Below are 21,099 nucleotides of genomic sequence, written 5' to 3'. Positions count from 1 at the left end.
GTTGTCTAAATCACTTGCTAAATCTGGAATCATTGTCAGCGCCATGACGCTGATCTCGCGTGTACTCGGGCTCGTGCGCGACGTCGTGATCGCCAACCTGATGGGGGCTGGCGCGGCCGCCGACGTTTTCTTTTTTGCTAATAAAATTCCAAACTTTTTGCGTCGTCTCTTCGCAGAGGGCGCGTTTGCGCAGGCGTTTGTGCCAGTGCTCACTGAGTACAAGCAGGGTAAGCCGCTGGAAGATACGAGACTGCTGGTGGCGCGGGTGTCGGGCACACTTGGTACTTTGGTGACCATTGTCACCTTGATTGGCGTGATCGGTTCGCCGGTAGTGGCAGCGCTGTTTGGTATGGGTTGGTTCGTCGACTGGTACAACGACGGTCCGCAAGGCGCTAAGTTTGTGCTGGCATCGGATTTGCTGCGTATTACTTTTCCCTATTTATGGTTTATTACCTTTACTGCATTAGCTGGCGCGATTCTCAACACGTTGGGTAAATTCGCGGTAGCTGCGTTTACGCCAGTGTTTTTGAATGTCGCGATTATTGGCTTTGCGTTGTGGTTGGGGCCGCAACTTGAGCAGCCTGAGTATGCGCTAGCATGGGGCGTCTTTGCCGGTGGCTTGGTGCAGTTCTTGTTCCAGATTCCCTTTCTGAAACGCGCTGGGCTGTTGGTGCGGCCACGGTGGGGGTGGCGTGATCCTGGCGTAACAAAAATCCGCACCTTAATGATTCCGGCGTTGTTCGGGGTGTCGGTCAGTCAGATCAATTTGCTGCTCGATACCTTTATTGCGTCGTTTCTGATGAGTGGGTCGATTAGTTGGTTGTATTACTCCGATCGCTTACTTGAATTTCCACTGGGGTTATTTGGTATTGCCATTGCCACGGTAATTTTGCCGGCGCTGTCGTCGCGCCATGTGGATAAATCCGCGGAAGAGTTTAGTCGGACGCTGGATTGGGGCATTCGTAAGGTGGTGCTGTTGGGCTTGCCAGCGATGGCGGGTTTGATAGTGTTGGCAGAGCCGATGTTGATGGTGTTGTTCATGCGCGGTGAGTTTACCCCAGAGGATGCGCGTTTTGCCTCTTACAGCCTGTATGCCTATGGCTCGGGTTTACTGAGCTTTATGCTTGTCAAAGTGCTAGCGACCGGCTTCTATTCGCGACAGGACACCAAGCGTCCGGTTAAATACGGCATCATTGCGATGGTTAGCAACATGCTATTTAACGTCATTTTTGCGATTCCGTTTGGCTATGTCGGTTTGGCTATTGCGACCTCGATGTCGGCAGCACTCAATGCTGGCTTGCTAGGTTACAACTTGTGGCGTGATGGTGTACTCAAACGGTATCCAGGCACACTTACCTATCTCACTAAAGTGACGGCTGCGGTGCTGGCGATGATTGCGTTGATTATGTATTTTGCGCCATCGCGTGACTGGTGGCTCGCAGCAGACTTTATGGTGCGGGTCTGGCGTTTGAGTTTGTTGATTGGCGCCGGCGCGTTGAGTTATTTGGCGGTGCTGCTCCTACTCCGCGTAAAACTCCGCTAACTTCGTTACTCGTTATTCTTTACTCGTTAATGGAGCGCGCGACAACCTCACCCTAACGAATAACGAATAACGAATAACGGGTGCTGCGGCTGGTGAGCCTTTGCCCAGCCTGTTATAATCGCCGCTTTGTTAAGCAACTGACTCAACAGGCTCGCAAAGCTCTGATGCAACTCATTCGTGGTATTCATAATATTCGCGCGCAGCACCGTGGTTGTGTGCTGACCATCGGTAATTTTGATGGTGTCCATTTGGGGCATCAGGCGGTACTCGCACAAGTAAAAGCGCAAGCTTTGGCGCGCGGTGTGCCAGCAACGGTGATGACTTTTGAGCCGCAACCGCAAGAGCTGTTTCAGCCGAACAGCGCGCCGGCGCGACTGACTAATTTTCGTGAGAAACATTTAGCCTTGCGTGCGCAGGGCGTCGACCGTCACATCGTGATTGAATTCAATCGTAAATTTGCTAACTTGCCGGCACGAAAATTCATCGACGAAGTATTGGTGAAGCAGCTGGGCGTGCAGTTTTTGGTGGTCGGCGATGACTTCCGTTTCGGTCATGGTCGCGAAGGAGATTTTGCCATGTTGCAGCGTGCGGGAGCTGAGCTGGGCTTCGAAGTGGTTGATACCCATAGTTATCGACAACAGCAGCAACGCGTGAGCAGTACGGCGATTCGCGAGGCATTAGATGCGGGAGATTTTGCGCAAGCTGCGGCAATGCTTGGGCGTCCGTTTGGCTTTGAAGGACGGGTGGTGCACGGTGAGAAGAAAGGTCGCACCATTGGTTTTCCGACGGCTAATATCCAGTTAAAACGGCTGCGGTCGCCGCTGCAGGGTGTTTTTGCGGTGCAGGTGCAAAGCAATGATGGCAAAATGCACGCGGGTGTTGCTAATATTGGGCGCAGACCGACGTTAAATGGTGAGCGGGTGCAACTTGAGGTGCACTTGTTCGATTTCACTGGTGATCTTTACGGTCAGCAGCTGAAAGTTCTGCCGACGCATTTTATTCGTGCGGAACAAAAATTCGCAGATTTCGCAGCTCTTAAGCAGCAAATCGTCGCGGACGCGCAGAAAGCAAAGACGTTAGTCGTTAATCGTTAATCGTTAAGGGCGGTCGTTATCGCCTCCCCCTAACGAATAACCAATAACGAATCACGCTTTTAGATAGTTTGAATAGAGATAAGTAACCGAGTTTCCAATGAGCTCGAAAAAGGAACCCAGATAATGACCGACTACAAACACACGCTGAATTTACCGGAAACTGAGTTTCCGATGCGTGGCAACCTCGCACAGCGCGAGCCGCAAATGCTTGAACAGTGGTATGCCGACGACGTCTACGGCAAGATTCGCGTGGCAAAAGCGGGCAAGCCGGTTTTTATTTTGCACGATGGCCCTCCGTATGCGAATGGTCAGATTCACATTGGCCATGCGGTGAATAAAATTCTTAAGGACATTATCGTTAAAGCGAAAACGCTGAGCGATTTTGATGCGCCTTATGTGCCGGGTTGGGACTGTCACGGTTTGCCAATCGAGCTGCAAGTTGAAAAGAAATATGGCAAGCCAGGCAAGAAGCTCTCGGTTGCCGAGTTTCGTCAGCATTGTCGTGACTATGCACTCACGCAAGTTGAGCAGCAGCGCGAAGATTTTAAACGCTTGGGCGTGTTTGGTGACTGGGACAATCCCTATTTGACCATGAACCCTAAACAGGAAGCAGACAGTATTCGTGCGCTGGGTAAAATCATTGCTAATGGTCATATGCAACAGGGCTTTAAGCCCGTGCATTGGTGTACGGACTGTGGCTCGGCGCTCGCTGAAGCGGAAGTAGAATACCAAGACAAGCGTTCACCAGCGATTGATGTGAGCTTTGTGCCGGTTGACGAAGCTGCTGTGGTAGCGGCGTTTGATCATCCTGAAGGGCATCCTGGCAGCGGTGAAGTCGGCGTAGTGATCTGGACCACGACACCGTGGACCATCCCGGCGAACCGCGCGATCTCGCTGCATCCGGCGTTGGAATACGCTTTGGTGCAAGTCGAGGCAAAAGACGGTAAACCGGCGCAGCGTTTGATCATTGCCGACGAGCTGGTCAAGGCATCGATGGAGCGTTGGGGCATCGATGACTATCACAAGTTAGGTTTCGCTAAAGGTGCAGCGTTGGAAAATATGCGAGTGCGTCATCCGCTGTTTAGTGACATCGATGTACCACTTATTTTGGGCGAGCACGTCACCACTGAGTCGGGTACTGGTTGCGTACATACCGCGCCAGGCCATGGTGTCGATGACTTTTTAGTCGGGCAGCGTTACGGCATCGAGGTTTATAACCCAGTGGGCGACAACGGGGTCTACAAAGAAGACACCCCGATGTTTGCTGGCCAACACGTGATGAAAGCCAATGACAATATTGTTGAGGCGCTAAAAGAAGCTGGACGCTTGGTGCATCACGAAGCCTATCAGCATTCGTATCCGCACTGCTGGCGTCATAAAACGCCAATTATTTTCCGCGCGACCCCGCAATGGTTCATCAGCATGGACAAGCAAGGCTTGCGTGCCAATGCACTCGAGCAAATCAAGCAAGTACGCTGGGTGCCTGAGTGGGGGCAAAGCCGTATTGAAAGTATGGTTGATGGCCGTCCAGATTGGTGTATTTCACGGCAACGTACCTGGGGTAACCCGATTGCAGTGTTTGTTAATCGTGATACCGACGAACTGCATCCACGCACCTTGGAGCTATTGGAGCAGGTCGCGCAACGAGTTGAGCAGGATGGTATTCAAGCATGGTTTGATCTCGATGCTGAAGAGCTGCTCGGTGATGAAGCCAAAAATTACCGCAAAGTGACGGATACACTTGATGTTTGGTTTGATTCTGGGGTGACCCACGAAGCTGTGTTGAATAAAACACCAGGCCTACAATGGCCTGCCGACTTGTACCTTGAGGGTTCAGACCAACATCGCGGTTGGTTCCAATCGTCATTGTTAACGGGTGTTGCGATGTATCAGCAAGCTCCTTACAAGCAAGTGCTTACCCATGGCTTCACTGTTGATGGCCAGGGCCGCAAGATGTCGAAATCGATCGGCAATGTCGTGGCGCCGCAAGAAGTGATGAACAAACTCGGTGGTGACATTCTGCGTTTGTGGGTGGCGGCGACCGATTATTCGGCAGAGATGACGGTTTCTGACGAGATTTTGAAGCGTGCGGCGGACAGCTATCGTCGCTTGCGTAACACGGCGCGGTTTTTGTTAGCCAACATCAACGCCTTTGATCCAGCGCAGCACGCCGTACCGGCGGAGCAAATGGTGGCGATGGACCGCTGGATTGTGGCGCGTGCGGTGGCGCTGCAAGACGAATTGCTCGACGCCTACGACAACTATCAGTTCCACAACGTGGTGCAGCGCTTGATGCACTTCTGTTCAATCGAACTGGGTAGCTTCTATCTGGATGTGATTAAAGACCGTCAGTACACTGCGAAACGAGACAGTGTCGCACAGCGTTCGTGCCAAACTGCGCTGTATCACATTGCTGAAATGTTGGTGCGTTGGTTAGCACCGATTTGTAGCTTTACTGCACAAGAGGTGTGGACTGCATTGCCAGCCCAAGACACCAACGGCGCTGCACGCAGTGACTATGTATTTACTGAAGCTTGGTATCGCGGCGCTGATGGTATCGCAGTGAGTGACGAAGACAACGCGTTCTGGCAGCGTTTACTGGAAGTTCGTGACGAAGTGAATCGCGCACTTGAGCAAGCCCGTCGCGACGATTTGATCGGCGGTTCATTACAAGCAACTGTGACACTGTATGCACAAGCAGATTTGGCACAGCAGCTCGCTTCGTTAGGCGAGGAACTACGCTTTGTGTTGTTGACCTCAGCGGTCGACGTGAACAGCGTGGAAAAACCACCTGCTGATGCCCAAGCGACTGAAATTAGTGGCTTGTGGGTAAAAGTTGCGAAAACCAGCTTCAGTAAGTGTGAACGCTGTTGGCATCATCGCCCTGAGGTCGGTACCATTGCCGAACATCCAACTTTATGTCAGCGTTGTGTAACCAACGTTGAAGGTGCAGGTGAGGAACGTCATTTTGCCTAACGCAACAGCCGCAAGCCAAAAACGTACCAGCGGACTGCAGTTTCTGTGGTTGTCGCTGGTCCTGATCATTATCGATCAAGTCACCAAACAATGGGTCGTTGGTGCTTTTGAGCTTTACGAAAGTATCGCCATTATGCCGTACTTGAATTTCACCTACGTGCAGAATTTTGGGGCGGCGTTCAGTTTTTTAAGTGACCAAGGTGGTTGGCAACGATGGTTATTTACTCTGCTGGCTTTCGCGGTGTCGATTATATTGCTGGTGTGGTTGCGCCGTAATCCAGTGGGGTTATGGCGCCAGAATCTGGCCTTTTCACTGATCTTGGCGGGTGCCGTTGGTAATGTCATTGACCGTTTATGGCACGGTTATGTCATCGATTTTATCGACGTTTACGTAAACAACTGGCACTGGCCGGCGTTTAACGTTGCCGACATGGCAATTACCGTTGGCGCAGTACTTATGTTACTCGAAGCATTCTTTGAACAACGTCAGGAGCAACGCGCATGATCAGTCGTCTTCCTATCGAGCATGGTCGGGAAGTGATTCTGCATTTTACTATTAAGCTGACCGATGACTCGGTCGCCGACAGCACTAAAATGTCAGGCAAACCGGCAAAGTTTCGCGTCGGTGACGGTTCTTTAACGGAAAATTTTGAAGCTTGTCTCATTGGTCTCAAAGCTGGTGACAATCGGGAGTTTGAGTTGGCACCCGAAGATGCTTTTGGCATGCCGAACAAAGACAACTATTATCAAGTAGAGACGACCAAGTTCACTGAGGGGCGCCCCGAGGAAGGTCAAATTTTTACGTTCCCACAGCCAGATGGCACGGAATTACCGGGCATTGTGCGTTCGATCAATGAACAGTTTGTGACGATTGATTTTAATCATCCGTTAGCTGGGCAGCGGGTTCGCTTCGCCGTCGAAATCATCGAGGTAACCCCTTAAATGACGAAAAGCGTTAGTCGTTAATGGTTATTCGTTAGGGCTGCTCGGTTGTGGTTTTTTTACGAATAACGAATAACGAATAGCGAATAGCGAGTAACGGGGTTTTATTGGAGTTGGTATGAAAATTGTGTTGGCTAATCCACGAGGTTTTTGCGCCGGCGTTGACCGCGCCATTACCATAGTGGAACGTGCGTTAGATATTTTTGAACCACCGATTTATGTGCGCCATGAAGTCGTGCATAACAAATATGTGGTCGATTCCTTGCGCCAGGCCGGGGCCATGTTCGTTGATGAGCTCGAAGAAGTGCCAGACAATAGTATCGTGATTTTTTCTGCGCACGGCGTGTCGCAAGCGGTACGCCAAGAAGCTAAAGACCGTGGCTTGAAAGTGTTTGATGCCACTTGTCCGTTGGTGACTAAAGTGCATATGGAGGTCACCCGTGCCAGTCGTAAAGGGCAAGAGTGCATTCTGATCGGTCATGCGGGACACCCCGAAGTTGAAGGCACTATGGGGCAATATGCAAACACAGAGGGCGGTATCTACTTGGTCGAGTCGGTGGCGGATGTCGCTGAGCTCGAAGTCAAAGATCCCTCCCAATTGCATTACATGAGCCAAACTACGCTGTCAGTTGATGACACTGCCGATGTCATCGATGCGTTGCGCGCGAAGTTTCCTGACATTCAAGGTCCACGCAAAGACGATATTTGTTATGCCACGCAGAATCGCCAAGACGCAGTGCGTGAGTTGGCGGCAGAAGTCGATCTATTGCTAGTTGTAGGCGCTCGTAACAGTTCGAACTCCAATCGTTTGCGTGAGCTTGCAGAAAAAATGGGAACGCCTGCGCATCTGATCGATGACGCAAGTTGTATTCGACAGCAATGGCTTGAGGGTGTGGCAAGTGTTGGCGTGACTGCTGGCGCATCGGCACCAGAGGTGCTGGTCAAAGATGTCATCAAGCAATTGCAAGCGTGGGGCGGTGAAGCGGTAACTGAGCGTTCAGGGCGTGAAGAGAACGTAACCTTTTCTATCCCACCCGAGTTACGCGTAGTCGAAGTATCTTAATTGGCAAGCTGGTAGCCTAGCGCTGCCAGCACGCTGCAGGCGTTTTCTGGTCGTTTTGATTAATCGAGAGCGTGGTACAGCCGGTGTCATTGGCTTGGCCACCGGTTGCGGTTGCGGTAATGGTATAAGTTTCGGCGCCGACGTTACTCACGCTAAAGGTATAAAACTCGCTACTCGCGGTTACGCCTAAATCAGCATAGGCAGCGTAAGTCGTATTCTTCAACCGATACTCTTCTTGGGCCATTTGCAGTGTCAGCAATTGGCCCATGGCATCTGCCCGCCGAGACTCACGAACATAATCTACGTAATTCGGATAGGCGGCCGCAGCAATGATGCCAATAATCACAATTACGATCATCAGCTCGATCAGCGTCATACCTGATTGCTTTATTTTTGCTTGCATTTCTTGTCCTAGTCGTCAAAGATGATTTTTTGCACTACACTATAACGCATACATAACAACTAAAATAGATACGCTATTTTTACTGAGAACGCAATGCGCATAACATTTGTGAGATTTGGCAAAGGTCTGCAGCGTGGGTTTACCCTGCTTGAGCTGCTGGTCACTTTAGTGATCCTCAGTATCGTGCTCGGAGCCGGTGTGCCACTTATGCTTGATATGGCAAAGTCGATGCGGCTGCAAGGCGCGGCGCAAGATACCTATGCTTTGTTACAGTACGCTCGCTCAGATGCATTACGAACCTCGGAACCGCGCTTTGTGGTCTGGGATGAAAGTGGCAGCGACTGGTGCGCTGCGGTAGCGGTCGATGACGATTGCGATTGTTTGACTGAAGATTGCAGTATTAATGGTGTGTTGCGGCAAATTAATAGTGCGGATTACCCCGGCGTAAGCGTTGATGCAGCGTTTTTAAGCGGTGAACATACACGATTTGATGGTATGCGGGGTCTCGCAAAGGGCAACAACGGTACGGTGAGCTACCAACTGATGGACGGCGCCACAGTCGAGGGTGAAGTACGAGTGGTTGTGAGTCCTTTGGGACGCTTGCGTTATTGCACTGCGTCAGGTGATTTTGGGAATTATCCGGCATGTTAAAACGTCAACAGGGTTTATCCTTGGTCGAACTCATGATCACTATTACGCTCGGTCTACTCTTAATGGCCGCGTTGACAGCTGTGTTTTCAAATACGCTCGGGGTGAATTCTAGAAGTTTACAGTTGAGTCAAATGCAAGAAGAGGCGACAACTGTCATGGATTTAATTGTCGGCGATTTACGCCGCGCCGGTTATCGCGGCGATGCAGCTATGTTGGTTTACGATCCAACCAACGCTAGTGATGAATTTAATGATTCTGTGGCTATTTCCAGTTTTGCTGGTGAACAATCAGACAGTTGTATTGTGTTTCGCTACGACGAAAATGGTAACGGTAGTTTTGAGGCTGCCGATGAGTCATTTGGTTATCGCCTTCGCGACGGCGTAATTGAGCGACGGCAAGCTGCAGCAACATGCACTGAAGGCGGTTGGCAGGATGTTACGCAACAAGACATGCTGACGATAAATGATCTGCAGTTTGCCCTAACTGAGCAAATGTTTAATCTGGTCAATGAGCAACGCGTTACAGTCATCCTAGAGGTTGCTATGCCAGATGATAGTGAAATCACACGGACGTTGTCTACTGAGGTGGTGATTCGAAATGCATTTTAACCAACTTGAAAATTCACGCGGCTTCGCAACCGTCACGCTGACCGTAATGTTGTTGGCGATCATTATTTTGGTAACGCTGTATACCGCTAGATTTAAGGCTCAAGAGCAACGGATCATGCGCAACCACCTAGCGATGCTTGAGGCTCGAACTGTTGCCGATGCAGCACTTGAACAGACGATCATGGAGTTGGATAAAGATCGAAGTAACCTTGATCGAACGATTTCTGGAGATATCGGTGGTGCAGAATACACTGCTACCATTACTAGTGTGAATTACCCGAACACACCGCGCGGCAATGTTGATGTTGTCGAAGTTCAAGTTATAGCTGAATCTGCGGATGGCGCAGCGACGCAACGTGCAGCACAAAAGTTGGTAGTGATGTCGCTGGTGCGCGGTGGACCCAATGTGCCCCTTGCGATACGAGGCGGCATCAACGTCTCGGGTAGCTTCCAAGTGGTTGCGAACCCCAATGGCGGCGGTGATGGCGTACCGCTGTCGATTTGGACTGATGACACGGTCACTATGTCAGGCGCGGGAACGACCTGTGGCCAATGGGAATTCGACAATAACGTATGTGAGTCTCAGTCGTTTAGTTCACGCGGAGAAAAAGGCGTGGATATTCTCGATGATGACCCAAACTTCCCTGACGACCTGCTTGATTATCTGTTTGGTGTTCCTGAGGAAAACTGGGAAGATTTACGCGCGATGGCCACACAAGTTCTTACTGATTGTGGCGCATTAGGGCCCAACACCACTGGACTTATCTGGGTAGAACCTCCACAAAATTCAGCTAATGGCTCTTGTAACATGCCCAACGGAGATGTCGGACAACAGGACGCGCCAGCGATTATTATCGTACAAGATTCAGACTTTAAGATGAATGGGAATAATGAGTTGTTTGGTATGGTGTTTCAATTTAATACACCGGGCAATACGACTGATTATAAAATAAGTTTAAATGGCGGTGCTTTTGTAAATGGCTCAATCATGGCGAGTCAGAATCCCGATTTATCGAACGGTAACCTGACAGTGCGATATGATTCGAATGTACTGCAAGCGGTTGTCGTGAATGATGAGTTTCGTCGGCTATACCGCGTAGGAGGCAGCTGGCATGATTTTTAAACATAATAAGCAAGGCTTCACTTTTGTAGAAGTTCTTGTGGCGCTCGTGATTATTGCGATAGGTGTTGCAGGCTTGGTAAGTCTGCAACGTATGTATATACAGTCTTCAACTCGCGCGACTGAGCGCACGGCCGCAATGGAGATGGCGCAAGAGAAAATCGAAGAATTGCGCTTTACCAAATACGAAACTTTAGCTGCTGGCACTGACAGTGAGCAGCGTGCAGGTAAAACGTTCAACCTGAATTGGACTGTGGCAAGTCAATACTTGGTCGGTAGCGGTTGGGTGCCTGCCGGGAGTCCAAGTGAGCCTGATCCTTTGCCGCCGGAGCCAGATGCAAAAGCTGTGACCATTACGGTCGCTTGGACAGAGCGAGCCGGTGATGCTGAATCACTGACGATGGAAGCTTGGTTCAACAATGTGGAATCACGCGATGGTGGTATGGTCGTGACTCAGCCCGGGGCACGCGCGCAGCCGCGCGTTATCTATAATCCTGGGGCCGCTCCAGAGGTGATTGCGGTGAAGTTGACCGACAATGATGCGGCTGATGTTTACCAAGTAAAAGAAACAACAAAGCCTACACCTCAAGTACAAAGTATGGGTGACAAGTTACAAGTTACTTTCGATACTGTGACCTACGATGAAGCGTCAAAGACTCAGCGTATAGAAGACTTTGTAACGGTAAACTGCAGTTGTCAATTTGTCGGAGTTGGAAATTCTGGCGTAACGCCTGCGCGCTTGACCTTACAACAAGGAAAATTATTACTTGATCCGAACGGCTCACAACCAACTGAGAAAATGGTCGGTCGAGCCGCAAATGTTTCGCAGTCGGAACTTTGCTCGCTATGTTGTCGTGACCATCACGATAGTACGGAAATGGTGGCTGCAGGTAATGTCTATCGCGACGAACCCAACCCTCGTAATCGTCTACCGAGTGGCGATCATCGTCACTTCAAGAATGAGAATGGTGTACTAGTACAAGCAGAGCTTGGAGACACCTACGAAGAGTCCTGCCGGATGCGGCGAGTTGATGGTTACTATGTCACGTATCCCGACTGGGAATTGCAAAGTGTAACTATTATGAGTTCCGACTATTTGTTAAATGCAGCTACTGGTTCGGGTTATACCGACTACGTGCGAGATGTAGTGCGCGCGCTTATCTTGGGAAATGAACTACCAGAGCAACCAGATGGGCGCGATGCTGAATTTGTGCCTGGTGCCTATCAATTAATTGGTCGTGCCGTTTATCTTGATAAAATGCAGCCGATGCATTTGGAGACGGTGCAGCAGGCAATTGCAGATGGGCGCGAAGACTGGATTTCTATGGTGCCGTTTTACGAGGTTAACCTGACGTTGTTAGGTAATTGGAGCTCGCAGAACGAGAGTGTTGCGAGTGTCACTGACCAAGAAATCAGAACGATTGTAGACCCTGAAAACAATTATTATGGAACCTACAGTCGTGGGCGTTTGCAAGCCCTCAGCTCAGGTACCACTACTGTCGACTTCAATGTGAATGCTGGGAACGCAAGTGTGTTGGGTAACCAAGCGGTACACCTCAATGATACGGGGAAGATATTTGAAAGCGCAATGGATGTAACTGTTGTTGGACAAGATAATGATGATGTCGCACTTTACTCAATTACTGGTGATCTAAACTGTTTATTTTGGAAGAAAACCGGTAAAACAGGTGCTTGGGAAGCATGTAAATCTAACGATTTTAGAGGTGTAAGCGTTACAACTTCAGACTTAAATGTGCAATGCACCGTAGAGTCGATAGGTAACACCAACACCGTGACCTATTCTTGTTCAGGTATTCGCGCCGGCTCAAGCGTAACTGTCTACTTTGGTTCAGACGACGCTGATACTACTTTCGATCCCGCCGCATTTAGTGTAAGTGGCATTAGTGAAAACGTTGTGCGCAACATTGAAATGCGTATTGAGTGATCACTTTTGCTCATCTCTTATGGTACTATCGGAACAAATTTGAACGCTTGTTTCGGTAGTACCGCCTATATATCATGTCGACAGTCCTTGCCGTATCTCATCTCGCCTCGCAGCGTGCGGGCAGAACCTTATTTGCCGAGTTAACCTTTGATCTTGCACAGGGCGAAGTGCTGCATATTGAGGGCGTCAACGGTGCCGGTAAATCGACCTTACTGCGCTCGCTAGTCGGCTTGGTACAACTGCAAGCGGGACACATCACATTCTTCCCTGAACAGCCAGATTTACAACAAAATTGGCGTGCCCATACTCTATTCATGGGGCACAAGGCTGGGGTCAAATCGGAACTCACTGCACTAGAAAACGTCGCCTTACAAGCGCAACTCTGCGGTGTCGATAACATTGACGCGTGGCAACTTTTAGAAACCGTCGGTTTGTTAGGCTTAGAGGACTTGCCTGCGGGCCAGCTATCGGCTGGGCAGCAACGTCGTATTGCGCTGACCAAACTTTGGTACAGCAATGCACTGTTGTGGATTTTAGACGAGCCTTTTACTGCCTTGGACACTTTTGGAATTGAATTGCTGCAGCAAAAGTTTGCCGAGCACACGGCCAACGGCGGGGCGATCATTTTGACCTCACACCAGCAGCTGACGTGGCAAACGGAACGTCTCAAGCGCTTGCGGATTGCAGGAGGCGATGATGCAGGCTACTAGTTGGCAAGCGCTTCAAGCCGTGATGCGTCGCGATCTGATGGTGGTCATGCGGCGCCGCAGTGACGTTTTGAATCCATTATTGTTCGTGTTGATGGTGGTCACTTTGTTCCCTCTAGCTGTCGGACCTGGTCCAGACATTCTTGGGCGGATTGCCGCTGGCGTCATATGGGTTGCAGCACTCTTGTCGGCGCTATTAGGCTCGGAGCGACTCTTTCGTGAAGATTATCTCGATGGCACCCTCGAACAATTAACGCTTCAACCCCAACCACTGGCACTTTTAGCGTTCGGTAAAGTTGCCGTGCATTGGCTATTAAGTGGCTTGCCGTTAGTGATCCTCGCGCCGCTGTGTGCGTTATTACTAAAGCTACCCTTAGAAGGTTGGAGCGCACTGGTTGCAACCTTGTTGGTAGGGACCCCGATTCTTAGCGCAGTCACAGCCATTGGCGCAGCACTGACGGTGAGTCTAGGACGCGGCGGTGCTTTGTTGAGTCTATTATTACTACCGCTGTTCATTCCGCTACTGATTTTTGCTAGTGGCGCAGTTGAAGCGGCGTTAGTGGGTACAGAAGCATGGCCGCAGGTGTTATTATTGGCGGGCTTAAGTTTATTAACTTTGCTGTTGTCGCCGTTTGCGGTTGCTGCAGCGATTCGAGTGAGTGTGAATTGACATGTGGCGCTGGTTACATCCGTACGCAAAACCTGAAGTTGTATACCGCTTATTAGGTCGCTGGCTACCCTGGGTAAGCATAGGTGCCGCCGCAGTACTGGCAACGGGCCTTGTGTGGGGGCTAGCGTTTGCGCCCGCCGATTACCAGCAGGGCGATAGCTATCGTATCATTTTTGTGCATGTGCCGACCGCGATGTTCTCTATGAGTCTCTACATTGCCATGGCTGTGGCAGCGTTCGTCGGGCGCGTCTGGCAATTGAAGATGGCAGATTGGGCACTTGCTGCTATCGCTCCTATTGGTATTGTTTTTACGTTTATTTCGCTGTTTACCGGTGCCGTGTGGGGTAAACCTATGTGGGGCACGTGGTGGGAGTGGGATGCACGACTCACCTCGCAACTGATTCTGTTTTTCTTATATATAGGCGTGTTAGCGCTTTATCATGCGTTTAGCGATAATCGCACTGGCGCAAAAGCGGCAGGCATCTTGGCGATGGTGGGCGTGATTAACATTCCGATTATTCGTTACTCCGTCGATTGGTGGAATTCGCTACATCAGGGCGCAACCCTGACGGTATTTGAGCGCCCACCGATGGCGAATAGCATGCTGATTCCCCTTTTAACTTGCATGTTAGGCTTTGCTTTATTGGCCGGTGCGCTAGTGATGCAACGCATGCGTAACGAAATCTTGCGGCAGGAGCTGCGCCGACCTTGGGTCAAAATGGAACTTCAGCAAGGGGAGCAAGCCTAATGCAATTTGAAAGTTGGCAAGCATTTATTGAAATGGGCGGCTATGGATTTTACGTTTGGCTCGCCTTTGGCGTAAGTTTTCTTGCATTGGCGTTGGTAGTAGTGCAAGGGTTGCGCGCTCGCAGCAAGCTTGAGCAAGAGTTTGTTAAAGAGCAGCAACGGCAACTACGGCTAGCGCGTCGTAAACAAGAGGTATCCTAGTGGCTATGAATCCGCGACGTAAACAACGATTGACTTGGGCGCTCGGTTTGATCGGCGGGGTGGCCGTGGCGATGAGCATTATTCTGTATGCACTGTCGCAAAACATCGACTTGTTCTATACGCCAAGTGAAGTGATTGACGGCAAAGGCCGAGATATGACTAAGCCAGAGGTTGGCCAGCGTTTGCGCATTGGCGGAATGGTGGTTGAAGGCTCGGTGCGTCGCAATCCAGAAACCTTGGAAGTTGAATTTCGTGTGACGGATACCGGCCCAGAAGTGAAAATTCTTTACACCGGCATCTTGCCTGATTTGTTCCGCGAGGGGCAGGGGATTGTTGCACAAGGTGTGATGGTTGAACCTACAGTAATGGAAGCAACCGAAGTGCTTGCCAAGCACGATGAAGAATACATGCCACCGGAATTGGCGGAGCAAATGAAAGGGATCAAGCACGTTAACCCTAATCAACCCGACGCGTTCAAGGATAAGCAGTCATGACCGCAGAAATAGGGCAGTTTGCGCTGGCGCTAGCCCTCGCCTTTTCGTTAGTGCTTGCCGTATACCCGTTATGGGGCGCGCATAAATCCCACAGTGGTGCGATGCTGCTGGCACGTCCGCTTGCCTATGGGCAGTTCTTTTTCACTTTGGTGGCTTACATTGCCCTGACCTGGGGCTTTATTGCTAATGATTTTAGTATCGCCTACGTTGCCGCCAACTCTAATACACAGTTGCCGCTAGCTTATCGCATTACTGCGGTGTGGGGCTCGCACGAAGGTTCATTCCTGTTGTGGATGCTCATGCAAGCAGGCTGGATTGCCGCCGTTGCACTCTTTTCCCGGCGCATGCCGATTGCCATGATGGCCCGCGTGTTGGCCATTTTGGGTTTGATTAGCGTCGGCTTTTATCTATTTATGCTCACGGTTTCTAACCCGTTTGATCGGGTCTTACCGTGGATACCAGTGGATGGTCGCGACCTCAACCCATTACTGCAAGATCCTGGCATGATCATTCATCCACCGATGCTGTATATGGGCTATGTCGGTTTCTCGGTCGCGTTTGCCTTCGCCATTGCGGCATTATTGACGGGCAAATTAGACGCGGCATGGGCGCGCTGGTCGCGGCCATGGGCGACAGCGGCATGGGCGTTCTTGACGCTAGGTATCGCCATCGGGAGCTGGTGGGCCTACTACGAGCTCGGCTGGGGCGGTTGGTGGTTCTGGGACCCGGTTGAAAATGCCAGCTTTATGCCTTGGCTCGTGGGCACGGCCTTGATTCACTCGTTGGCGGTAACTGAAAAGCGCGGCGCGTTTAAATCTTGGACCGTTTTACTCGCGATTTCAGCTTTCAGTTTAGCCTTGCTCGGCACCTTCTTGGTGCGATCAGGTGTGATTGTATCGGTACACGCGTTTGCGACCGACCCGGCGCGCGGCCTGTTTATTCTCGGTTTGCTGGCCGTGGTAATTGGTGGCTCACTGTTGCTGTTCGCACTGCGTGGCGGTGTGGTCAATAGCCACACTAAGTACGAAACTGCATCGCGCGAGGTGATGCTGTTAGGTAACAATATTTTGTTAGTTGCTGCCACCCTAGTGGTGTTGCTCGGCACATTGTTACCGCTGGTCCATAAAGAACTCGGCTTAGGTTCGATTTCAATTGGCGTGCCGTTCTTCAATCAAATGTTCACCTACCTAATCATTCCTTTTGTGGTGTTCATGGGCTTAGGGCCGTTATTCCGTTGGCGCCGCCAAGAGTTAGCGCCGCTGCGGAACAGCTTAGCTCTGGCATTTATTCTAGCGCTGGCGTTGGGCTATGCACTGCCGGCAATCTTAGCTGAGCAAGTCAAAGCCATGGCGGTGCTCGGCATGATTATGAGTGTGTGGATCGTGCTGACCTTGGTGACTGAGCTGCACCTGCGTGTACAACAGCGTAAACAGGGGCTTGCTGGTCTTACTAAGCTTGGACGCAGCCATTGGGGGATGGTGCTTGGGCATTTAGGTTTCGCCGTAACGCTAATTGGAATTGCTGCAGTGACGCAGTATGAAACTGAGCGCGATGTGCGCATGGCACCGGGTGATAGCGTTATGGTTGAAGGCTATCGTTTCCAGTTTGATGTGCTTTCGCAACAAGAAGGCCCGAACTATTTGACGGATCACGCCGAATTCTCGGTGTATAGTAACGATCGTAAGATTTCCGATTTGGTCACCGAGAAACGCTTCTACACCGTCCAGCGCATGAGCATGACTGAAGTTGGTCTTGATGCCGGTTTCACCCGTGATCTTTATGTCGCACTCGGTGAGCCGCTGGAAAATTCTGATGCTTGGGCGGTGCGCATCTATGTGAAGCCGTTTATTCGTTGGATTTGGTTAGGGGCGTTACTGATGGCGCTTGGTGGTCTACTGGCAATGAGTGATAAGCGTTATCGGGCGTTCAAAGCGGGAGAGAAGGTATGAATGACGTGACCTCGAACCGTTGGCGCTGGGCCATCTTATTGCTACCACTGTTGGCGTTCTTATTGCTGGTTGGCTTCTTGCTGCGGGGTTTATTTTCGGATCCTACGGAACTTAGTTCGGCACTGGTCGGTAAGCCAGTGCCACAGTTCTCGGTGCCGAATCTGTATAACACTGATGAACGCTATGATGAGAGTATTTTGCGTGGCCAACCGCTACTATTGAATGTTTGGGCGACGTGGTGCCCGACCTGTCGTGCAGAACATGAGTACCTAAACGAATTGGCTGCCCAAGGCGTGCCGATTGTCGGGCTCAATTACAAAGACGACTCGCTGGCAAAAGCTGTGGATTGGTTGAACACTCTAGGTGACCCCTACATTGCCAATTTGTTCGATGCTGATGGTGCTGTCGCCTTAGAGTTTGGGGTGTATGGCGCGCCGGAAACCTTCCTAATTGATGCTGAAGGGAATATTCAGTATCGCCATGTGGGTGACGTCAACGAGCGCGTGTGGCGTGGCGAACTGGGACAGCGTTATCGTGCGCTTGCAGGAATAACCGAGGAGGCGACGCAATGAAGCAGATAATTCGTGCGACATTTTTTGTCGCGGCTATGCTGGTTGCGCCTTCGTTATGGCTGGCCTCGATGCCTGCGGTACAAGCGCAAAACCTGCAAGAGTATCAATTTGAAGACCCAGCTCAGGAGGCTCTATTTCGCGAGCTGATCGGCGAGTTGCGCTGCCCTAAGTGCCAAAATCAAAGCATTGCCGACTCTAATGCAGAGTTAGCTGTAGATTTGCGTGACCGCACCTACATGATGGTGCGAGACGGCGCGACAAAGCAACAAGTGATTGATTTTATGGTCGCGCGCTATGGCGATTTTGTGCATTACCAACCGCCGATGAATATCGCCACTAGCATCTTATGGTGGGGGCCGATCGCGGTTTTGGTCATTGGCGCCTTCGTCATTGTATTCCGCGTCAAGCAGCAGCGGCAGACCGAAGTCAGCTTAAGTGATGAAGAGCAAGCTCAATTAGCGACGCTGCGCGCCGAAAAGAAGGATACTGACGCATGAATTGGTTACTGATTCTGAGTATGGTGCTGCTCGCGTTACTGGCATTAGTGATGGTGCTGTGGTTCGGAGTACGGCAGCGTGCACAGCAATTGACCCGCTTGGACGTTAACCGCGAACTCTACGCACAGCGCCAAGAGGAACTGTCGCAAGAGTTTGCCGATGGTTTGCTTAGTGAAGAGGCTTACCAAGGCGCATTGACGGAACTCGATAAACGCTTTGTGAGTGAGAACTCGGAGTTAGAACAGCTGCAAGAGCGTGCTATTGGTCGTGGCATTTGGTTACCTGCGGTGCTTATTGTGGTGTTGGCGGCAGTCGGTTACACGCTGTTTGGCAGTTGGAACCAACAACAATATGCCGATGAAGCGCGTCGCGCTTTGCCAACCCTAGCGCAGCAAGTACTGTCCGATCAAAATGCTGCGCCATCGCCACAGCAACTCGAACTATTTGCGCTTGGCTTGCGGCAACGTTTACAACAAGACGATGGCGATGCGATGGCGTGGATGCTTTATGCTCGCGCGGCGACCGCGTTGCAGCAATTTGAACAAGCTTTAGCAGCTTATGAAAAAGCTTATGCAATGGACAACGAACGTCCTGCTATTCTGCTCGGTTACGCACAGTTGTTGATCAATGTCGGTGGTGCCGAGCAACTACAGCAAGCCGCACGCCTATTATCACAATTATTACGCATCGATCCGCGTAATATTGACGGCCTGTCGCTCACTGGCGCAGTGGCCTATCAGCGTGGCGACTATCAACAAGCGGTGCAAGCGTGGCAATTACTCGAACAAGTTCTGCCTGCAGATGACCCGCGTGCCGATGCTATTGCGCAAGCACTTGCCGATGCACAGCAGCAACTCGAAGGCAGCGCTAGAACCTTAACGGTGACCGTCCAGCTTAGTGAAGATCTACAAAGCCAGTTACCTACTGACGCCACTTTGTTCGTGTATGTAAAAGCAGTCGACGGCGCGCCAATGCCGGCGGCCGTGGTGCGCCAAGTGGTCACAGAGTTCCCGGTAAGGGTGCAGTTATCCGATGCCCAAGCCATGCTACCTGACTATAAAATGAGTCAATTGAACCGATGGCAGGTGGAAGCGCGTATCTCGACCGATGATCGCATTGAAATTAGCGCTGGTGATCTGGGTGCCGAGCCGAAAATTGTTGATGCTGATACCAGTGTCGAAGTCGAGTTAGTTATTGATCGAGCGCTGTAAACTAAGGAGTCTCGCTTGAAATTGTGGAAATTAGGAATTGCTCTTGTGGTGTTAGGCTTAGGTGGCTGTGCTACAGCGCCGGATGACACCTATGCGGACCCGCGCGACCCGTTTGAAGAGGTCAACCGTGAGGTTTGGGACTTAAACGAAACGCTTGATGATTATGTGATTTGGCCTGCCGCACGTACCTACGGCATGATCCCGAAGCCGGTGCGGACCGGTCTGCTCAATGCGACCGAGAACCTTGGCGAGCCATCGCACTTCGTCAACAACACCTTGCAGGGTAAATTTAAGGATGCTGGCGTTACTTTTTGGCGCTTCCTTATCAATAGTACCGTGGGCGTGTTGGGGGTGTTTGACGTTGCCACGCCGATGGGCTTGACGCAGCGTGAAGAAGGCTTTGGTGAAACGCTCGCAGTGTGGGGCGTGGGTGAAGGGCCGTATCTGATGCTACCAGGCCTTGGTCCGACCGTGGTCACCGACCGTGGTGGTGACATTGTCGACGGCATGTATTTTCCCATCGATGACCTCAGCACGCCATTAAGTGTTGCGCGAATTGCTATTAAAGCGCTTGATTTGCGACTACGCTTGCAAGAACAACAGAGTCTGATGCAGAACTCGCTCGACCCGTACAGTTTTGTGCGCGAGGCGTATTTCCAGAACTGGCGTGACAAAGTTTACGACGGTAACCCGCCGGTTGAAGAAGAAGACCCGAACGAGCTGGAAGACCTCGGTGACGATTTTTACGATCAATTTGAATAAGAAACTGGATTAAGACAAAACAAGGACTCGATGACATGGTAAAGAAAGTTGTCATTCCCGTTGCCGGACTAGGTACACGGATGTTACCCGCGACCAAAGCAATTCCAAAAGAAATGCTACCTTTGGTCGACCGCCCGCTGATTCAATTTATCGTTGAAGAATGCGCTGCCGCAGGTCTTACCGATATCATTTTGGTGACGCACTCGAGTAAAAACTCAATTGAAAACCATTTTGATACCAGTTTCGAACTCGAAACCACCCTTGAACAGCGGGTGAAACGTCAGCTACTTGCCGAAGTGCAAGCCATTACACCGCCCGGTGTGACCATCATGCATGTCCGTCAGGGCGTCGCCAAAGGCTTGGGGCATGCGGTACTGTGCGCGCGCCCGTTGATTGACGACCAACCCTTTGCGGTGGTGCTGCCAGATGTGCTGGTCGATGCCGCGAGTTGTGATTTAAAACGCGACAACCTCGCGGAAATGGTGCGCAACTACAATGACTCGGGTGTGGCGCAAGTCATGGTCGAGAAAGTGCCGCAAGCCTTGGTGAATCAGTATGGTATTGCCGACATTAACGGTGTCGATTTGTCACCTGGCGAACAAGCACCGATTAAAAAGCTGGTTGAAAAACCAGCTGTTGATAAAGCGCCTTCAGACCTTGCTGTGGTAGGTCGCTACGTTTTTCCACCGGAGTTGTGGAGTTTATTGAAACGCACCCCAGTTGGCGCCGGCAACGAGATTCAACTGACCGATGCGATGGACATGTTGCTCGCGCAGCAACCGGTCAATGCCTACTACATGAAAGGCCGCAGCAACGACTGTGGCAACAAGCTTGGTTATACTCAAGCCTTTATCGAACAAGCATTACGCCATCCGGAGCTTGCGCAAGATTTGCGCAACTGGCTCAAGTCAGTCGTGTAAGCTTATCCATTCAACGTTTTCTAT

22 protein-coding genes are annotated in these 21,099 nt (G+C 51.0%); 21 read left to right on the top strand and 1 reads right to left on the bottom strand.

From position 1 onward, the window contains the following. Nucleotide 1: 1 nt before the first annotated feature. From murJ to ispH, 6 genes are all read left to right on the top strand, one after another. Nucleotides 2–1,543, top strand: coding sequence for a murein biosynthesis integral membrane protein MurJ (gene murJ, locus IDAT_RS09890; protein ID WP_034733285.1), 1,542 nt, complete (start codon nucleotides 2–4; stop codon nucleotides 1,541–1,543). Between the two features lie 164 nt (nucleotides 1,544–1,707). Beyond that, nucleotides 1,708–2,637: a bifunctional riboflavin kinase/FAD synthetase gene (gene ribF / locus IDAT_RS13415; RefSeq protein WP_034733315.1), complete on the top strand. Its 930-nt coding sequence runs from the start codon at nucleotides 1,708–1,710 to the stop codon at nucleotides 2,635–2,637. Between the two features lie 123 nt (nucleotides 2,638–2,760). Continuing rightward, entirely contained in the window at nucleotides 2,761–5,613 is a 2,853-nt protein-coding gene (gene ileS / locus IDAT_RS09880; RefSeq protein ID WP_034733284.1) for an isoleucine--tRNA ligase, read from the top strand. Next, nucleotides 5,606–6,118, top strand: a complete 513-nt coding sequence (gene lspA, locus IDAT_RS09875) for a signal peptidase II (RefSeq protein WP_034733283.1) — start codon at nucleotides 5,606–5,608, stop codon at nucleotides 6,116–6,118. Before ileS ends, lspA begins: the two co-directional genes overlap by 8 nt. Continuing rightward, complete coding sequence (gene fkpB / locus IDAT_RS09870; protein WP_034733314.1) at nucleotides 6,118–6,555, top strand: FKBP-type peptidyl-prolyl cis-trans isomerase; 438 nt, start codon at nucleotides 6,118–6,120, stop codon at nucleotides 6,553–6,555. Before lspA ends, fkpB begins: the two co-directional genes overlap by 1 nt. Nucleotides 6,556–6,673: 118 nt before the next feature. Continuing rightward, nucleotides 6,674–7,618, top strand: coding sequence for a 4-hydroxy-3-methylbut-2-enyl diphosphate reductase (ispH, locus tag IDAT_RS09865; protein ID WP_034733282.1), 945 nt, complete (start codon nucleotides 6,674–6,676; stop codon nucleotides 7,616–7,618). A 16-nt stretch (nucleotides 7,619–7,634) separates the two neighbouring features. Here the strand turns inward: ispH and IDAT_RS09860 are convergent, their stop codons facing one another. After that, entirely contained in the window at nucleotides 7,635–8,021 is a 387-nt protein-coding gene (locus IDAT_RS09860; protein WP_034733281.1) for a type IV pilin protein, read from the bottom strand. Nucleotides 8,022–8,114: 93 nt separating this feature from the next. Between IDAT_RS09860 and IDAT_RS09855 the strand changes: the two genes are divergently transcribed. The 15 genes from IDAT_RS09855 (at nucleotide 8,115) to galU (ending at nucleotide 21,075) form a co-directional block, all read left to right on the top strand. Beyond that, a complete protein-coding gene (locus IDAT_RS09855) occupies nucleotides 8,115–8,672 on the top strand; it encodes a GspH/FimT family pseudopilin (RefSeq protein ID WP_034733280.1) in 558 nt (185 codons plus the stop codon). Further along, a complete protein-coding gene (locus IDAT_RS13015) occupies nucleotides 8,666–9,280 on the top strand; it encodes a prepilin-type N-terminal cleavage/methylation domain-containing protein (RefSeq protein WP_051986696.1) in 615 nt (204 codons plus the stop codon). The genes IDAT_RS09855 and IDAT_RS13015 overlap by 7 nt, the downstream gene beginning before the upstream one ends. After that, nucleotides 9,270–10,403 (top strand): pilus assembly PilX N-terminal domain-containing protein, encoded by a 1,134-nt coding sequence (locus IDAT_RS09845; RefSeq protein WP_051986695.1) that lies wholly within the window; start codon nucleotides 9,270–9,272, stop codon nucleotides 10,401–10,403. The genes IDAT_RS13015 and IDAT_RS09845 overlap by 11 nt, the downstream gene beginning before the upstream one ends. Then, nucleotides 10,393–12,345: a type IV pilus modification PilV family protein gene (locus IDAT_RS09840; RefSeq protein WP_034733279.1), complete on the top strand. Its 1,953-nt coding sequence runs from the start codon at nucleotides 10,393–10,395 to the stop codon at nucleotides 12,343–12,345. Before IDAT_RS09845 ends, IDAT_RS09840 begins: the two co-directional genes overlap by 11 nt. Nucleotides 12,346–12,419: 74 nt before the next feature. Further along, nucleotides 12,420–13,055: a cytochrome c biogenesis heme-transporting ATPase CcmA gene (gene ccmA, locus IDAT_RS09835; RefSeq protein ID WP_034733278.1), complete on the top strand. Its 636-nt coding sequence runs from the start codon at nucleotides 12,420–12,422 to the stop codon at nucleotides 13,053–13,055. Further along, the gene (ccmB, locus tag IDAT_RS09830) at nucleotides 13,039–13,722 is read left to right on the top strand and encodes a heme exporter protein CcmB (protein ID WP_034733277.1); all 684 of its coding nucleotides are present in this window, start codon (nucleotides 13,039–13,041) and stop codon (nucleotides 13,720–13,722) included. Before ccmA ends, ccmB begins: the two co-directional genes overlap by 17 nt. A 1-nt stretch (nucleotide 13,723) precedes the next feature. Continuing rightward, the gene (locus IDAT_RS09825; RefSeq protein WP_034733276.1) at nucleotides 13,724–14,470 is read left to right on the top strand and encodes a heme ABC transporter permease; all 747 of its coding nucleotides are present in this window, start codon (nucleotides 13,724–13,726) and stop codon (nucleotides 14,468–14,470) included. Next, entirely contained in the window at nucleotides 14,470–14,670 is a 201-nt protein-coding gene (gene ccmD / locus IDAT_RS09820; protein WP_034733275.1) for a heme exporter protein CcmD, read from the top strand. Before IDAT_RS09825 ends, ccmD begins: the two co-directional genes overlap by 1 nt. 5 nt (nucleotides 14,671–14,675) lie before the next feature. Then, on the top strand, nucleotides 14,676–15,164 hold the full coding sequence (gene ccmE, locus IDAT_RS09815) for a cytochrome c maturation protein CcmE (protein WP_034733311.1): 489 nt from the start codon (nucleotides 14,676–14,678) through the stop codon (nucleotides 15,162–15,164). Next, nucleotides 15,161–17,113, top strand: a complete 1,953-nt coding sequence (locus tag IDAT_RS09810) for a heme lyase CcmF/NrfE family subunit (protein WP_034733274.1) — start codon at nucleotides 15,161–15,163, stop codon at nucleotides 17,111–17,113. Before ccmE ends, IDAT_RS09810 begins: the two co-directional genes overlap by 4 nt. Continuing rightward, nucleotides 17,110–17,685: a DsbE family thiol:disulfide interchange protein gene (locus IDAT_RS09805; protein WP_051986694.1), complete on the top strand. Its 576-nt coding sequence runs from the start codon at nucleotides 17,110–17,112 to the stop codon at nucleotides 17,683–17,685. Before IDAT_RS09810 ends, IDAT_RS09805 begins: the two co-directional genes overlap by 4 nt. Further along, entirely contained in the window at nucleotides 17,682–18,182 is a 501-nt protein-coding gene (locus IDAT_RS09800) for a cytochrome c-type biogenesis protein (protein ID WP_034733273.1), read from the top strand. Before IDAT_RS09805 ends, IDAT_RS09800 begins: the two co-directional genes overlap by 4 nt. Beyond that, nucleotides 18,179–19,393 (top strand): c-type cytochrome biogenesis protein CcmI, encoded by a 1,215-nt coding sequence (ccmI, locus tag IDAT_RS09795; RefSeq protein WP_034733272.1) that lies wholly within the window; start codon nucleotides 18,179–18,181, stop codon nucleotides 19,391–19,393. Before IDAT_RS09800 ends, ccmI begins: the two co-directional genes overlap by 4 nt. 15 nt (nucleotides 19,394–19,408) lie before the next feature. Next, nucleotides 19,409–20,155: an MlaA family lipoprotein gene (locus IDAT_RS09790; RefSeq protein ID WP_244441636.1), complete on the top strand. Its 747-nt coding sequence runs from the start codon at nucleotides 19,409–19,411 to the stop codon at nucleotides 20,153–20,155. Nucleotides 20,156–20,190: 35 nt separating this feature from the next. Further along, nucleotides 20,191–21,075 carry a UTP--glucose-1-phosphate uridylyltransferase GalU gene (galU, locus tag IDAT_RS09785; protein WP_034733271.1) on the top strand — a complete coding sequence of 295 codons (885 nt, stop codon included), beginning with the start codon at nucleotides 20,191–20,193 and terminating at the stop codon, nucleotides 21,073–21,075. Nucleotides 21,076–21,099 lie beyond the last annotated feature (24 nt).

This window comes from Pseudidiomarina atlantica (assembly GCF_000753735.1).
GTDB lineage: Bacteria > Pseudomonadota > Gammaproteobacteria > Enterobacterales > Alteromonadaceae > Pseudidiomarina > Pseudidiomarina atlantica.
The sequence above is the reverse complement of the archived record's forward strand: the minus strand, read 5'-3'. Positions and strand labels throughout refer to the sequence as shown.